This window comes from Candidatus Flexifilum breve (assembly GCF_016713355.1).
The window spans coordinates 540,061-554,916 of record NZ_JADJPI010000007.1; the positions used below are offsets into that span (position 1 = coordinate 540,061).

A 14,856-nucleotide genomic window follows, 5' to 3' on the forward strand; every position below is an offset into this window, starting at 1 on the left:
ATTCAGCAAGAGAGGGGCAGTTTTTACTATCGAGGGAGGGACGCCCAACGGGGCGTCCGTCGACTTGGGAGCGAACCGGACGCGCCGTTGCGCGTCCCTACACAACCCGGTTGCTCGCGAACGAGCGTCTTGATGGTTCCCTAGGTTAGAACTGTCCTATCCTCAACCGAATTTAGGGAGGGGAGACAACCGCGCTCACCCCCAATCCCTCTCCCCGCTTGCGTGGGAGAGGGATGTGAAACTCGCCTTACTCCGTGACGAGCATGGGGCGCATCATCTCGTTGTCCTCATGTTCCAGGATGTGACAGTGCCACACATACAATCCCGCCATGTCGAAGTTAGCGATGATCCGCGTGACCATGCCGGGGTAAGCGATCACCGTGTCTTTCCAACCCATCTCCCAGCTCAGCGGATCATGGGCGCTACCGATGGCAAAATCCAGCGGATCCGGAGCTTCGAGCGGGGCATTGTTATCACCCCCATGCGGACCACGTCCACCGACGACCGCATCATGGAAGCGATCAACATCAAACGGGATGCGTTCGATCACCTGAAAATTCACGAGGTGGAGATGGATCGGATGAGCATCCCCGGTCAGATTGACGATATTCCAGATTTCCGTATCCCCGACCTGAATGCGTTCAGTGATTTCGTCACTCCAATCCAGCCCCAGATCTGTGTTTGTGCCAAGGAGCGCTTCGACGGGCACATCGGCGGGCATGAACATCTCTTCGTTGAGCGTCACGGTGCGCGCGGGTAATTCGGTTGTCAGGCGTTCAATCGGCGGTAAGCTGGCCGGAATTTCGCCGGGGTTGCCGTTGTCAGTCAATTCGACGACGCGGAACTGCATGACCTGTCCGGTCGTCTCGGGATTCGCCAGCGCTTCAGGTTCAATCGGCAGTTCGCCAAACGGTTCATCTGGCCCCAGATTAAGCAGCACAATCTCATCACCGGGTTGGAACTGGGAAAAGTCGACGATCACATCGGCGCGTTCTGCCGGTGCCAGCAAAATCTGATCGAGTTCCGGCGGCGCGCCGGGCAGCAGCCCGCCTTCCGTCCCGATTTGGTGGAACGCGAGTTCGGTATTGAACTTGAGCAGCAGGAAGCGAGAATTCGTGCCGTTGAGCAGGCGGAAGCGGTACAGGCGCGGCTCGACTTCGAGGTACGGCCACGTGCGCCCGTTGACCAGCATGGTATTGCCAAAGAATTTCGGATTCCAGATCGGCGGCACGGTGGTTTCGGGAATGAAGGGGCCGCTATAGCCGTCAAAGTACGACCGTTCGTCCGGATACCACAGTGATCCGTCTTCCGCGAAGGTGCGATCTTGAATGGCCAGCGGGATTTCGTAATAGCGGGTCCCCGGTTCATCACCCAACTGCGGAGCCGGTCCCGGGAGATTCAAGCCATCTTCCACATCATCGCGCAGTAACCAGAAACCTGCCATACCCGCATACACGTTCAAGCGCGTGATGCCGAGCGCATGATCGTGATACCACAGGGTTGTCGCGCGCTGGCTGTTGCTGTACTCAAACACCGCGCTCCCCGCTTCGGCGGGTTGGGCGCTGGCGTACAGGTTGCCCTGCGTGCGTAAATCTTCGGGGAGGTTGCTCGCGGCGGGCATAAACCACGCTTCGGGATACCCATCGCTTTCCGCAGCCACATGCGCCCCATGAACATGGGTCACGATCGGGACTGGCCCCATGTAGGGTTCGGGCGACATGCTCTCCATATCCATCCGCGCGGCCGGGTTGGCCCAGTGCAGCGTTTGATCAATGGCGAACAGATGCGGCAGATACTGTGCGTCCGGGTTGCCCGGATTATCGACGAGTTGATTCATCCACGTGACACGGATCGGCGCATTGCTGCGCGTTTCGATGGTAAAGGCCGGGTAGTTGAACGAAGACACAACGCCCGGCGCGGGACTGGGATCGTTGGCATTCCCGTAGCCCCAGACTGTTGTCTGAGGCAGACCGGTCGGCAGTACCTGTTGTTGGAACTGACGCACGGCAATCGCATATTCGGTGAAGCCGTCCGCAGCTTGGTTCATGGGCGGCATGGCCGGAGGAATCACGAGCGGATCAACAAACTTAGGGATCGTGAGGGGATCAAGAATCGGGGAATCCTGGGCAGCAATGGGGTAAGCCCCGAACAACCCAACCAGCAAAATAAGCCAATGAGTCTGAGAATGGTGGTTTCTGTTTGGTTATTCTGATTTAATTCTGGATATATGATTCGACAAATCAGTCGACGGTGTTATTTATTTATGGGGTTGTCCGCTACCAGACCGTTTGTGCCAAAGGAGGGGAGAAAGGGTAGGCGCTTGGACGGATTACCGGCCCTCCATGGGGCCCTTCCCCGGGGGAGAGGGGGGGTGAGGGGTAACGCGTTCAAACTGCCCTTCTAGGACGCATTCACCTGTCCCCACATGCACGGAGGCCTGCTGGTTTGTGGGTTGGGGCAGTCGGCGGGTGCGCCCCGTTCGTGGATTTGTTTCGGGAACCTACTTTAGCGGTTGACAGAATGCAGCCAGGGGCAGGCGACGATGGCCCGCCCGTCGTTGCTCATGGAAGAAGATATTTCAAGCAATACCGGAAAATCAGTTCTATGGAATCTGCGCCTCCGGGTGGACGAGGCTTTCGGCGTATTCACGGGCCTCTGCCAGTGAGGTGAACACCTTGGTGTGCCCCGGCTTGCCGAGCATGCCGATGGTGCGCGCGACAATGTTGACGCGCGGGCTGGTCGCCACTACGACTGCCAGCAGATTCGGCGTGAACGACGCCTGACTGAAAATGTCGCTGACCGCAATCGTGATCAGCCCGGCTTTGAGGGCGTCTACCAATGCGACGATGGGGAGGTCGCTGCTCTGCGCGTGGGCCTTAAGCTGATTCGTCCATTCGTCGGCATCCGCTTCGGTGATCACGCCCACTTCGCGCGCGAAGAAAATGCGATTTTGGAAACTGTAATCTTCAATCGGCATCGTTCGTGCTCCTGAGGTGAAATCCCAATTGCGTGGTTAGTGGTGGTGGCTGCGAGACTCGGCGTCTGCCAGCGCCTGCCAGCCTAACTATATTTTAATTGTAATATAACATCGATAAAGCGCAACGCATACAAATAAAAACGCCTCCGTGAAAACGGAGGCGTTAGGTGTCACGCGTTAGACGTGGACTTAGCTGTTGATGACGATGACGGCGCTGGCCTGCTTGCCCTTCTTACCGTCGGTGATGGTGAATTCCACCTTGTCACCTTCGTTGAGGGTGCGGAAGCCCTTGCTCTGAATTTCCGAATAGTGCACAAAAACATCAGCGCCGTTTTCGGGGGTGATGAAGCCGTAGCCCTTATCACCGTTAAACCACTTAACGACACCACGAGTACGATTATTCGACATTTTTTCTCTCTCCTAAAGAGTTACACTTTGCCCCGCTTTACCACATACATCACAGCTTCAGTTTTCTACACGTTGCTCTAGGAGTAGATGAGAAACTTCGTACCGCACACGAGAATGTCGACATGCGAATAGTGGATTTCTCGGTGAATATCAGTGGATGCTGTTTCAGCAGTATGGACTAGACACACTCTGTCTATAAATTCCATATGGCATGACAATTACTATATCAGTTTTTTTGCATTTTGTCTACGACTTTAGACTGATTTTGATGGTAAATTAACGCGACTATCCCGCTGGGAAAGGATACCCCACCAGTGAAGACCCTCAACTACTATGATCTGCTGGATGCATTCAAGCTGTCCGGTTGTCCGATCTGTCGTTTGCTCAAGAGCGATGCGCACCGTTTTCTCGATACGCTGCTCTACGAATTCGTCGTCGACCGCACCATTCAGGCGGAGTTCCGCAAGAGCCGCGGCTTATGCAACGTCCATGCCTGGCACCTGACCGAAATGCGCGGCGGCAACGTCGGCACGGCGATTCTGTGTCAGGTGGTGCTGGACGAAGTGAGTACGCTGCTCAGTTCCGCCAGCAAGAAGACGGCTTCCCCGCTCAACCGCTTGTTCGGGCAGCAGACCGAAGGTGCGCTGCTGGCCGAACGGCTCGAACCCGCGGAACACTGCATGTGCTGCGTGGCGGTCAACGCCAGCGAAAAGCGCTACCTGGAAACGCTGTCCGAATCGCTGGATGAGCCAAATGTGCGCACGGCGTTTACCGCGTCTGCGGGGTTCTGCCTGCCGCATTTTCGCATGCTGCTCAAAGAGTCGCAGCGCGATGAAGTCCGCGCGGTGTTGATCGAGGGGCAAGCGGCGATCTGGAAGGCGTTGATCGCCGAACTGGAACTGTTTCGCTATAAAGTCGATCCGCGCTGGGATGGCGATCCGATGGGGCCGGAGGGGAACAGTTGGGTGCGCGCGACCGAAATGATCGCCGGAGGGGAACGCGTCTTCCCGTCACAGCGGGAATGACCGGGTAGCGCCTAGACTTCCCAGACCGCGATTCCGCTGAGGATGCGGCGGAGCTGATCGGGAAACTGCTCGATACTCAAGGGTTTGCCGAGGAAGCCCTGAAAGCCCGCCGCCCGCACTTTGTCAACCTGACTGATGTGCACCGAATACGCGATGATCGGGATCGCGGCATAGCGCGGGTCGGAGCGCAGCAGTTTGAAGACGCTGAAGCCGTCGCCATAGGGAAATTCGAGATCCAGAAAGATCACGTCGACGTGCTCCAGTTGTTCGATGGTGCTGGCGACCTGCCGCGTCGAACGGACGTTGGTGCTGGCGACTCCCTGCAGTTCCAGCAGGATAGCCAGGACTTCGCTGTTGTTGCTGTTGTCTTCGATGATGAGTGCGTGCGGCGATCCCATGGTGGCACTCCTGTGCTTAACCAGCGTACCGGACAGTTCCCCCTCTGAGAACTGCCTCGAGCTGCTTGGGAAACAGGTTGATATCCAGCGGTTTCGCGATGAACCCATTGAATCCGCAAGCTCTGGCCTTCGGTATTTCCAGCGCGGCGTCCGCGGCGGAAACGGCGACGACCGGGATGTGCTTGAAGAGCGCCTGCTGCCGAATCACTTGCAGCAGACCGTAGCCGGTCTGTTGATGGGCAAAATTCAGATCCAGCAAGATGATCTGCGGGTGAAAACGGTGGAGTTTGTGCAGGATGATTTCTGGGAAGCCCCATTGTTCATAGTCGAAGACGCCGCCGTTCCGCTCCGTCAGCATGCGCACGACGGTGCGATTCCGCAGGTCATCTTCGACATAGAACACCCGTATTCCCTCTAAAGCCGGCATGATGGTTGTGTCTCCGCTGCGTGCTGCTTAGTCCGTCCGTGCTTCGAGCTGCTGCAAGGCCATGCGCGCATGTTTCGCGACGTGGCCGTTTTCATGATTGACGTAATTCCGAATGGTGTTGATCGCCTGCGGGCCGCCCAGCACGCCCAGCGTCCGGATGGTGGTGTAGAGCAGCACCTGCTGGTCAACCGAGGGCAGGAAGCGGAGCAGCGGCGGCACCGCGCGGCGGTCGCCGATGCGTTCCAGCGCGCCGATGATGGCGATCTGCGTGAGGTAGGTGCAGTTTGGCAGCGCGCCGATCAGCGTGTCGAGGTACTGCGGGCCGTAGGCTGTGAGCGCTTCCGCAGCCACCTGTCCCAACACCGGATGCCGCGAGGTGAGCATCTGGATCATCGCGCCAGTCGCGCGGTCGTCGCGCCGTTCCGTCAAAATGATCGCGGCTTCCCAGGAGCGCCTCCCCTGTTGTTCAAACATGATGCTGATCATCAGTTCGGTGATGTCACCGTCATAGCTAATTAGACTACGACGCGCAATCTGGCGAACGTTAATGTCTGCTTTATCGAGATCTTCCACCCAGCGCAAAATCTGCTCTTCCATCGTAAGTCCACCTAGGCTGTAGGCCATCTATCGTTCACCTTTGACCGCTGCAAGCGGTCAGACAACGGTCGGAAAATGTAACGGCGCGGTGACCACCCCGGGTTGCCCCGTCGGTATAAGCGCGATCACTCGGGTATAAGCTGCGTTGGGTCGATGCGGTCGCCGACATGCCGGCGATGGTCAGGTTTGGCTGAGCTTGTACACGTTTTTGGGCAATGCTGGCGGCGGTCATGATGTGGCCACCTCAGCCCGGTTAAGCATTTGGAGCAATTCGGGCGCGCGGACCGGCAGCCGCACATGGAAGGTCGCGCCCTGATTAGGCACACTTTCCACCCACAGTTGACCGTGATGCGCTTCGACCAACCGCAGCGAAATCGGCAGACCGAGCCCCGTCCCACCCGCATGTTGAATGCCGGTCACCGTCTGTTTGAACGGTTCGAAGATCAGGGTCTGGTCTTCCGGCGCGATGCCGGGGCCGGTATCGCTGACGCTGAACAGGATCGCGCTGCCTTCGTGCTTGACGCGCAGGCGGACGCTGCCGTCTTCGGTGAACTTGCAGGCATTCGCCAGCAAATTGAGCAGCACCTGCCGAATGCGGCGTTTGTCCGCGGTGATGCGCGGCAGGTTGGCCTCGACTTCGCTGATGAACTGCACCGACGATTTGTCTTTGAGCAGACTCTGCGCCGTCGCGACCCCACTGGCGACGATGTCCATGAAATCGATGTCTTCCTCGATGAACAGCGTCATCATCTTGGCCTCGATCTTGGTGATATCGAGCACATCGTTGATCAGCGTGAGCAGGTGGCGTCCGCTGTCGAGCGCTTTGGTCAGCGCGTCGTGCTGGCGCTCGTTGATCGGGCCGAGCATGCCCATGTTGACGAATTCGGTGAAATTCAGCACCGAATTGAGCGGGGTGCGCAGTTCGTGGCTCATACTGGCCAGAAACTGCGACTTCACGAGATCGGCCTGCTTCGCCGCTTCCCACGCCTGCGATAGTTCCACATTCTTCGCGGCGAGGTCCCGTGTGCGTTCTTCAACGCGCTGTTCGAGCGCGGCGTTGACCTGTTGGAGGCGGTCTTCGGATTGGCGCAGCTTGCGATTCGCTTCTTCCAGCTGCTGATGCCGCATCGTTTCGAGCGTCTGCTGGTGGTGCATAAAGGTGATGAGCAGACCGATGGCCAGCACAATCGCAAAGCTGGACGACGTGAAGATTACGCCGATGGTGGTGACATTGAGCAGCGTCGTGCTCAGCAGCACGAGCAGCCCGACGAGCACGACACTGCGCCCGGGGAAGAAGATCGCCGTGAGCAGCACCGGAACGAATGCTAAGCCCATGATTTGGGTCGCGGCGGTGGGCATGAAGGGCGCGAACGTGAACACTCCAAAGATCAGGCTGATGAGCCCCGCCACCGCCACATCGACGTGGCCCTGGCGGTTGATCGCGTACAGGATCAACCCGGTCAGGACGCCCACGAGCAGCACCAGCAGCTCCGGGTTATCGTCAACGCTGGGGTCGATCACCAGAAGGAAAGGGGTGACGATCAGCGCCGCGATGACGGAGAACAGGAGCATGCGCGCTAACAGGCGCGACCGCTGGCGGTCGGTTTCATCCGCCACGCTCAGGTGAGGTTGGGTCAGCCGGTCTAAGACCGGACCGATGGAGTCGACGAACGCGATCATGATTTACGCAGGGCTCACAGCGTCTAAAACGGACGATTGGATCGGCAGGGTGACAAAGAAGGCCGCGCCTTCACCGACCGCGCTTTCCACGGTCAGCGTGCCGCCGTGGGCCGTCACGATCCAGTGGGCGATGGCGAGGCTCAGGCCAGTTCCGGCGTTGTACACGCGGCTTTGATCCAGTTTCTGGAAGGGCTTGAAGATGCGCGCCTGTTCTTCGGGCGCAATGCCAACGCCCGTATCGCTGACGCACACCAGCAGTTGATCGCGGCGGTGCTTGACGCTCAGCGTGATCGTGCCTTTGAGCGTGAACTTGCAGGCATTCGCCAGCAGGATGTTGAGCGTTTGACTCAGGCGGCGGGCATCCCCGGCGACCAACGGCAGATTCTCGTCGAGATCGGTGACAAATTCGATATTCGGGCGGTCATGCAGCAGCGCCTGGGTGGTCGCGACGACTTCCGGCAGCAGCGCGTTGAGGTCGACCTGCGGTTCGGCGAACAAACGCATCGTCCCCGCTTCGATCTTGATGATGTCGAGCACGTTGTTGATCAGCCCGAGCAGTACGCGACTGCTGTCCAGCGACTTGCCGAGCGCGTCTTTCTGCTGCTCGCTGATCGGGCCGAGCATTTCCAGATGCACGAATTCGGTGAAATTCAGCATGGAATTGAGCGGCGTGCGCAGTTGATGGCTCAGGCTGCTGAGCGCCTGCATCTTCTTCTGTTCGTGCTGCCGGACGCGGGTGAGTTCAAACTCGGCCTGTTCTTTCGCCGAGCGCAGGTCGCGGGTGCGTTCCTCGACGCGGCGGTCGATTTCCGTTTCGGCGGCACACAGTTTCTGCTGCAGGTCTTCGATTTCGGCGCGCAGGTCGCGATCCAGGTTGTCACGGAAGTGAGCGGCGATGACCATGATCGCCCCCGTCAACAGCAGCACAACGACCGACGTGAAGGTGGTGAGCTCCGGCGCGGGCAAGTTGATGATCCCCGTGCTGCCCAGGATGGTCTGCACGGCGATGCTGAGCAGATACACCACCAGCGTGGCCTGCAGCGGCAGTAGGATGAGGGTGAAGATCATCATCATCGGCGTAAACAGCAGCCACCCCACATTGCCGGTGAACACCGGAATGCTGTGGAGCATCACGAAATTCAAGGCGATGAAACCGTAGGCACTCACCTGATAGTAACCAAAACGGTTGCTGATGTAGAGCAGCAGAACAACACTCACGCCGACCAGCACAGCGGGGGCGGAAGCTTGAGCGATTTCGATATTGCGGATGGACAGCACAGCCATCAGGAACAGGGCACTTCCGGCCAGCGTCAGCATGAGCACAGCCAGGACGCGGGCTTTGCGCCGTTGGTCGGCATTGGTAATGGTCGCGTGGGGTTCGACAAAAAGATCGGCGATGCGCGTTGTCGGCTGAAGATTCATGACGCTACCTCTGCAATGAGTACTACCATCACTATAGAAGAAAAGTGGAACCGGTATCACTGGCAAACGGGATAGGCTTGGGGCGCGGATCACCTGTCTAGTTAGACAGGGTGTGACGACAGGCTGACCGGAGGCGGGCTATTGTAGGGACGAGGCATGAGGGTGTTTAAAAAGGTTAGATTCCGACCCCACCCCCGGCCCCTCCCCGAATTCAGGGAGGGGAGCCAACACTGCTCGCCGAACCGAATTGGTTTTCGTAGGGACGCGATTTATCGCGTCCGCTGATGTTGACGTTACGCCAGCGGCGTTCGGGTTTGCGGTGGATAGTCGGCGGTCGGGATGCCTTGCTGACCGAGCACCAGATTCAACTGGGCGGTGTGCTCCTGCACATGGCGCAGGCTGTAGATTTGCAGTTCGTAGAAGCTGCATTCGCCCCAACTGAAGCTGCACTGCCGCGCCGCCGACTCGTCGGTGAGCGCCTGAATCGTCGCCCGGCAGCGTTGGCGGCAGCCGCGCAGATAGTCCAGCAGTTCGGCTTGGGTGTACGCGCGTTCGGGGATCGGACCGTGTTCATCCTGCTCGATCAGCAGGAACGGCGCGGGTGGCAAAAAGCCGTCTTCCGTCCCCGTCAAGTACAGGTCAAGCCAGAACAGCGCATGATAAGCGACATACCACACCTGCGACCGTTCTGGCGGCGCGTCGCCCGTCGGCCACATCGAGTACGTCCACAAATGCTCGGGGTAGGCCGTGAGCGCCCGTTCGAGATAGTCGATCACCGCGCCGAATTCCTGCCACAGACCAATTTTCAGATAGCTGTCCACATCCACATCTCCTTATAGTGTTACGTTCTGGATTGTACAAACGTTCTATTCTAAGCCCTCGTATCACTTTAGGGAAATCGCTGGAATTTGCTGCAATTTAGGGGGAGGAAACACCGCAAAAAACAAAACTTGCCCCCCCCCAGATTTGCCCTATAATAGCCCCTGTTTTCCTAGTTCGTACCCTAAGAATCGATTGGGGGCGTGATGGCGTTCAGTTTAGATTTCAGCCGTTCTTCCAGCCATTCGCCCAGAGAGAGGACCCAAGGCGCATCGCTTGCGCTGCCCGCTGTCCTTTGGCTGGGATTTTTCTTCGTTCTCCCCATTCTGATCGTGCTAGCCTACAGCGTGATGACGCGTGGCGAAGGCGCTTCAGTGGAACTCCCGCTGACGCTGGAGCACTATCAGCGTACGTTTGGCGGCGTGTACTTCCCGGTCATCCTCGACTCGATTTTCATCGCTTTCCTGACGACCGTCGTGTGTCTCATCATCGGCTATCCGCTGGCCTTCTTCATCGCCACGCGCACCAATAAGCGCGCCCAGCAGATCGCCCTGTTTCTCGTCATTCTGCCGTTCTGGACGAACTTCCTCGTCCGCACCTACGCGTGGCAGATCATCCTCGGCGAAGAAGGTACCATCAACACGCTGCTGATGAACCTCCGCCTCATTCAGGAACCGCTGCAGCTCCTCTATACCGATGGTGCGGTCATCCTCGGGCTGGTGTACGGGTATCTGCCGTTCATGGTGCTGCCGATCTACAGCTCGGTCGAGCAGTTCCAGTTCCGCCTGGTCGAAGCCGGGCACGACCTCGGCGCGAACGACCTCAAAGTCTTCCTGCGCGTGGTGCTGCCGCTGACGCTTCCCGGTGTGCTGGCAGGTTGTATTCTCGTCTTCATCCCGACGATCGGCGCGTTCGTCACCCCCGACTTGTTAGGCGGCACGCAGGGGCTGATGATCGGTAACCTGATCCAGCGGCAGTTCCGCGGGACGAGCGGCAACTTCCCGCTTGGCTCCGCCATCTCCGCGGTGATGATGGGCTTAGTGCTGTTCAGCCTGTACGTGCAGTCGGGCGGGCTGTCCAAGCTGCTCGCGCGCATCAATGCCTTCATCAAGGCGCGGCGTCCGGTGCCCGCTGCGGTCACGGCGAACCCAGCAGTTGCGGCGCGCACCTACCGCCAGATCACGACCACGCGCACGATCACCCTTGATCAAGGGCAAATCCAGCGGGACATGCTGGTGCGGCGCATCGGCAAGATCGGCCTGTGGGCGAACCCGGTGTTCAACTACTTCTTCCTGTGGGCACCGATTTTGCTGCTCGTACTGTTCTCGTTCAACGATTCGCGCTCGGTCTCGGTGTTTCAGGGCTTCACCCTGCGCTGGTATCAGAACATCTTCGCGGGCGCGGTCGGCGGTGACGCGACGTTCTCGACCGATCTGATGCTCACTTCACTGCGTAACAGCATCTTCATCGGCCTCGCCGCCACGACCATTGCGACCGTGCTCGGCACGATGGTCGCGCTCAGTCTCGTGCGTGGCAATTTTCGCGGCAAAGGCTTGATCGACAGCATTCTCTATCTGCCCGTCGTCATTCCGGAAATCACGCAGGCGATTTCGCTGCTGACGTTCTTCAGCCTGGTGTTCAACTTCATCAGCCGGGTGAGCGGCGGCGCGCTGCAGCCGTCGTTCGGCTTCGGCACGATCATCATCGGGCATGTGGTCTTCAACATCTCGTATGTGACCATCGTCGTGCGCGCCCGTCTCGCCGATATGAACCCCCGCCTCGAAGAAGCCGCCCGCGACCTCGGCGCGAACGAATGGCGCACCTTCTGGCGTGTCACCTTCCCGCTGATCCTACCGGGGATCATCTCGGGCGCGCTGCTGGCCTTCACGCTCTCGCTGGATGACTTTGTGGTGACGTTCTTCGTCAGCGGCCCCGGCACGACGGCGCTCCCGGTGTTCGTGTACGGCTTGCTGCGCTTGACGGTCACGCCGGAAATTAACGCCATTTCGACACTCATGCTCGTCGTCTCGACGCTGCTGATTTCGATTTCGATGCTCCTGCAGGGCCGTGACGCCGCGAAAGCATAGCCGCCTATTTGGAGGGGTACGGCACGCCGCGCCCCTCCCCGAATCGGTCACGACACAGTGAATGCTCACAAAACAAGACCCGAAAATTCGGGGGAACTTGTCGGTTGAGTGAGGGTCTAAACGGGTGTATAACTCCCGCTACGTATTGGTCTAAGGAGAGTGAATGATGCACAAGCACGTTTTATTGGTATTGGTTGCGTTGTTCGTCCTCGTCGCTCCGGTGTGGGCCCAAGATGCCACGCCTGAAGCGACCGCGGAACCCTGGGTTTGCCCGGAAGGCTTCGCGGGGCAAACGTTGAACATTTACAACTGGTCAACGTATGTTGCGGAAGATACGATCCCCAACTTTGAAGCTGCCTGCGGCGTCACGGTTGAATACTCAGTCTATGGCAGCAACGAAGAAATGCTGGCGCGTCTAAGCCAGGGGAACCCCGGCTTCGACATCGTCGTGCCGACCGGCTACATGATCGCGACGATGGTCGGACGCGATCTGCTTGAACCGCTGGATCTGTCGAAGATCCCGAACTCGGCGAACCTCCGCGAAGTGCTGCGCAACAGCGCCTACGACCCGGAACAGATGTACAGCCTCCCGTATCAGTGGGGCACGCTGGGTGTCGGCTACAACATCAACACCGTGGGCGAAGAGATCACCTCGTGGGATCAGGTCTTCGGCTATGCTGGCCCGGTCGCGTGGATCGACGACCCGCGCTTCATGTTCGGCGTGGCGCTGACCATCCTCGGCTTTGACGCGAACAGCGAAAACCCGGACGAAATCGCCGCGGCGCGTGACTTCCTCGTGGAAAACGGCGGCAACGTGGTCGCCATCGCGGCGGACGACGGTCAGGCGCTCCTGCAGCGCGGTGATGTCGATATCGCCATCGAATACAGCGGCGACATCTTCCAGATCGGCGTGGACTGCGAATGCGAAGACTTCCACTATGTGCTGCCGGAACCCGGTGGTCAGGTGTGGGTCGACAACCTCGCTATTCCGGTCGGCGCACCGAATCCCGAACTCGCGCACGTCTTCATGGACTACATCTATGATGCGCAGGTCGGCGCGGACATCAGCAACTACACCGCCTACGCCAGCCCGAATCAGGCCGCGATTGATGCCGAGCTGATTCTGCCGGAATACCTCGACAACCCGATTGTCTACCCGACCGAAGAAACGATCGCCAGTTCGTTTACGACGCTGGCCGTCTCCTCCGATGCGGAACAGGCTTACGGCGATGCGTGGGACGAAGTGAAGATCCTGCTCGGTCGCTAATTTCATCGATATCTTGTAAGGGCGCAGCACATGCGCCCTTACACTTTCGGGGGTGATCACGACTGATCGCCCCTGACATCTGTTTAGGGGGCGGTGGAGAGAAATGAGCCAGAAACAACAAGTCGCCATTGAACTAAAAAACATCATCAAAGAGTTTCCCGGTCGCGGTGGGGAAGCGGGCATGCGCGCCGTCGATAACGTCTCGATGGAGATCTACGAAGGCGAGTTCTTCGCCATGCTGGGGCCGAGCGGCTGCGGCAAGACCACGACTCTGCGCATGATTGCCGGTTTCGAAGAACCCTCCAGCGGCGAGATCCTCTTGCGCGGCAAGCCAGTGCAGGGCGTCCCCCCGTTCCACCGTCCTGTTAACACCGTATTTCAAGATTACGCGCTGTTCCCGCACATGACCGTGCTGCAAAACGTCATGTTCGGCCTCGAAATGGAAGGCGTGCCCCGCGCGGAAGCGGAAAAGCGCGCCAAAGAAGCGCTCGACCTTGTGCGCCTCACCCAGTTCGACCGCAAACCGCGCCAGCTTTCCGGCGGTCAGCAGCAGCGTGTGGCGCTCGCCCGCGCGCTCGTCAAGCGCCCCGCCGTGCTCCTGCTCGACGAACCGCTCGGCGCGCTCGACCTCAAGCTGCGTAAAGCCATGCAGTACGAGCTGATGAGCATGCAGCACCAGTTGGGCATCACCTTTGTGTACGTTACGCATGATCAGGAAGAAGCGCTGACGATGTGCGACCGCATCGCCGTCATGGATCACGGCGTGGTGCTGCAAGTCGGCTCGCCGGAAGAGATCTACGAGACGCCGCGCACGCGCTTCGTCGCGGACTTCATCGGCGAGACCAACTTTGTCGAAGGCCGCTACAGCACCTTCCGCGATCTGTGCGCGCTCGTGAACCTCGGCGCGGACACCGTGATCGAAGCCGTGCTCCCCGAAGGCGATCACCTGCAAGAAGGGCAGCAGGTGACGGTCGCCGTGCGCCCGGAGAAGATCAGCTTGCTCCCGGGCAACGGCAGCATGGAAGCGACCAGCGTCGAAGCCGCCGAAGTCCTGCAGGCGGTCAAGTCGGAAAAAGACAAGACGTTTGTCCCCGGCGTGATCACCTTCTCGAATTACATCGGCACGGACACGCGCTACACCGTCCGCATCGGCGAAAAGACCGACCTCGTCGTGCGTATCCAGAATTTCGGGTCGCGCTACGACACCCGTTTCGAAAACGGTGATAAAGTCATGGTCTTCTGGGCGACGGAAAACGCCCGCGTGCTGACCGAGTAAGCCCGCCGCCCCCCGAATTTGCTTGTGAACAGGACGAGGCCGCCCCTCGTCCTGTTTTTGCTGTCTCCGCTCCTTGAACTCGGGGAGGGACCGGGGGTGCTCTCAGGGGTAGGTTTTTAATTGTAGGGACGAGGCATGCCTCGTCCTCCTGTGCTCACACAACCACCCTATCCGTTAAACCACCTCTTTTGCTTTCACAGACAACCGATCTATTGCCTAATCCAGAGGAAAAACCGGACGAGGCATGCCTCGTCCCTACAGGTTCTCAGCGAAGAAAACCGTATTCGATGGGGAAGCATAAAAAACCTACCCCTGTTAGGGCCGGGGGTGGGGTCAGAAGCTGACCTGACCTTTTTCAACACCCTCGTGTGTGCGCCCAAAACCGGGCAGACACAGCAGTCTGCCCGAATTTCGAGAACCTACTTTAGTGCTCCGTCCGACAAGTCTTCGAAAATGACGATGTTTTTCCGTAG

At 58.9% G+C, this 14,856-nt stretch carries 13 protein-coding genes; 4 read left to right on the forward strand and 9 right to left on the reverse strand.

The window, feature by feature from the left end:
* Positions 1-247 precede the first annotated feature (247 nt).
* The 3 genes from IPK17_RS07940 to IPK17_RS07950 form a co-directional block, all read right to left on the reverse strand.
* Positions 248-2,047 carry a multicopper oxidase family protein gene (locus IPK17_RS07940; protein WP_343417149.1) on the reverse strand — a complete coding sequence of 600 codons (1,800 nt, stop codon included), beginning with the start codon at positions 2,045-2,047 and terminating at the stop codon, positions 248-250.
* 555 nt (positions 2,048-2,602) lie between these two features.
* Positions 2,603-2,977: a hypothetical protein gene (locus IPK17_RS07945; RefSeq protein ID WP_343417150.1), complete on the reverse strand. Its 375-nt coding sequence runs from the start codon at positions 2,975-2,977 to the stop codon at positions 2,603-2,605.
* 189 nt (positions 2,978-3,166) lie between these two features.
* Complete coding sequence (locus IPK17_RS07950) at positions 3,167-3,385, reverse strand: cold-shock protein (RefSeq protein WP_343417151.1); 219 nt, start codon at positions 3,383-3,385, stop codon at positions 3,167-3,169.
* A 314-nt stretch (positions 3,386-3,699) separates the two neighbouring features.
* Here IPK17_RS07950 and IPK17_RS07955 point away from each other — a divergent pair, with 314 nt between their 5' ends.
* On the forward strand, positions 3,700-4,410 hold the full coding sequence (locus IPK17_RS07955; protein WP_343417152.1) for a DUF6062 family protein: 711 nt from the start codon (positions 3,700-3,702) through the stop codon (positions 4,408-4,410).
* A gap of 11 nt (positions 4,411-4,421) precedes the next feature.
* Here the strand turns inward: IPK17_RS07955 and IPK17_RS07960 are convergent, their stop codons facing one another.
* The 6 genes from IPK17_RS07960 to IPK17_RS07985 all read right to left on the reverse strand — a co-directional run bounded on the left by IPK17_RS07960 (position 4,422) and on the right by IPK17_RS07985 (position 9,755).
* A complete protein-coding gene (locus IPK17_RS07960) occupies positions 4,422-4,808 on the reverse strand; it encodes a response regulator (protein ID WP_343417153.1) in 387 nt (128 codons plus the stop codon).
* 16 nt (positions 4,809-4,824) lie between these two features.
* Entirely contained in the window at positions 4,825-5,235 is a 411-nt protein-coding gene (locus IPK17_RS07965) for a response regulator (protein WP_343417154.1), read from the reverse strand.
* A gap of 27 nt (positions 5,236-5,262) precedes the next feature.
* Positions 5,263-5,859, reverse strand: a complete 597-nt coding sequence (locus IPK17_RS07970; protein WP_343417155.1) for a HEAT repeat domain-containing protein — start codon at positions 5,857-5,859, stop codon at positions 5,263-5,265.
* 201 nt (positions 5,860-6,060) lie between these two features.
* Positions 6,061-7,512 carry an ATP-binding protein gene (locus IPK17_RS07975; protein ID WP_343417156.1) on the reverse strand — a complete coding sequence of 484 codons (1,452 nt, stop codon included), beginning with the start codon at positions 7,510-7,512 and terminating at the stop codon, positions 6,061-6,063.
* Between the two features lie 3 nt (positions 7,513-7,515).
* Entirely contained in the window at positions 7,516-8,934 is a 1,419-nt protein-coding gene (locus IPK17_RS07980) for a sensor histidine kinase (protein ID WP_343417157.1), read from the reverse strand.
* A 293-nt stretch (positions 8,935-9,227) separates the two neighbouring features.
* Positions 9,228-9,755 carry a DinB family protein gene (locus tag IPK17_RS07985; protein ID WP_343417158.1) on the reverse strand — a complete coding sequence of 176 codons (528 nt, stop codon included), beginning with the start codon at positions 9,753-9,755 and terminating at the stop codon, positions 9,228-9,230.
* Between the two features lie 372 nt (positions 9,756-10,127).
* On the opposite strand from IPK17_RS07985, the gene IPK17_RS07990 reads away from it, so the two are divergent.
* From IPK17_RS07990 to IPK17_RS08000, 3 genes are all read left to right on the forward strand, one after another.
* On the forward strand, positions 10,128-11,840 hold the full coding sequence (locus tag IPK17_RS07990; RefSeq protein ID WP_343417159.1) for an ABC transporter permease subunit: 1,713 nt from the start codon (positions 10,128-10,130) through the stop codon (positions 11,838-11,840).
* A gap of 163 nt (positions 11,841-12,003) precedes the next feature.
* Positions 12,004-13,107 (forward strand): polyamine ABC transporter substrate-binding protein, encoded by a 1,104-nt coding sequence (locus IPK17_RS07995; protein WP_343417160.1) that lies wholly within the window; start codon positions 12,004-12,006, stop codon positions 13,105-13,107.
* Between the two features lie 103 nt (positions 13,108-13,210).
* Positions 13,211-14,383, forward strand: a complete 1,173-nt coding sequence (locus IPK17_RS08000) for an ABC transporter ATP-binding protein (RefSeq protein ID WP_343417161.1) — start codon at positions 13,211-13,213, stop codon at positions 14,381-14,383.
* Positions 14,384-14,856 lie beyond the last annotated feature (473 nt).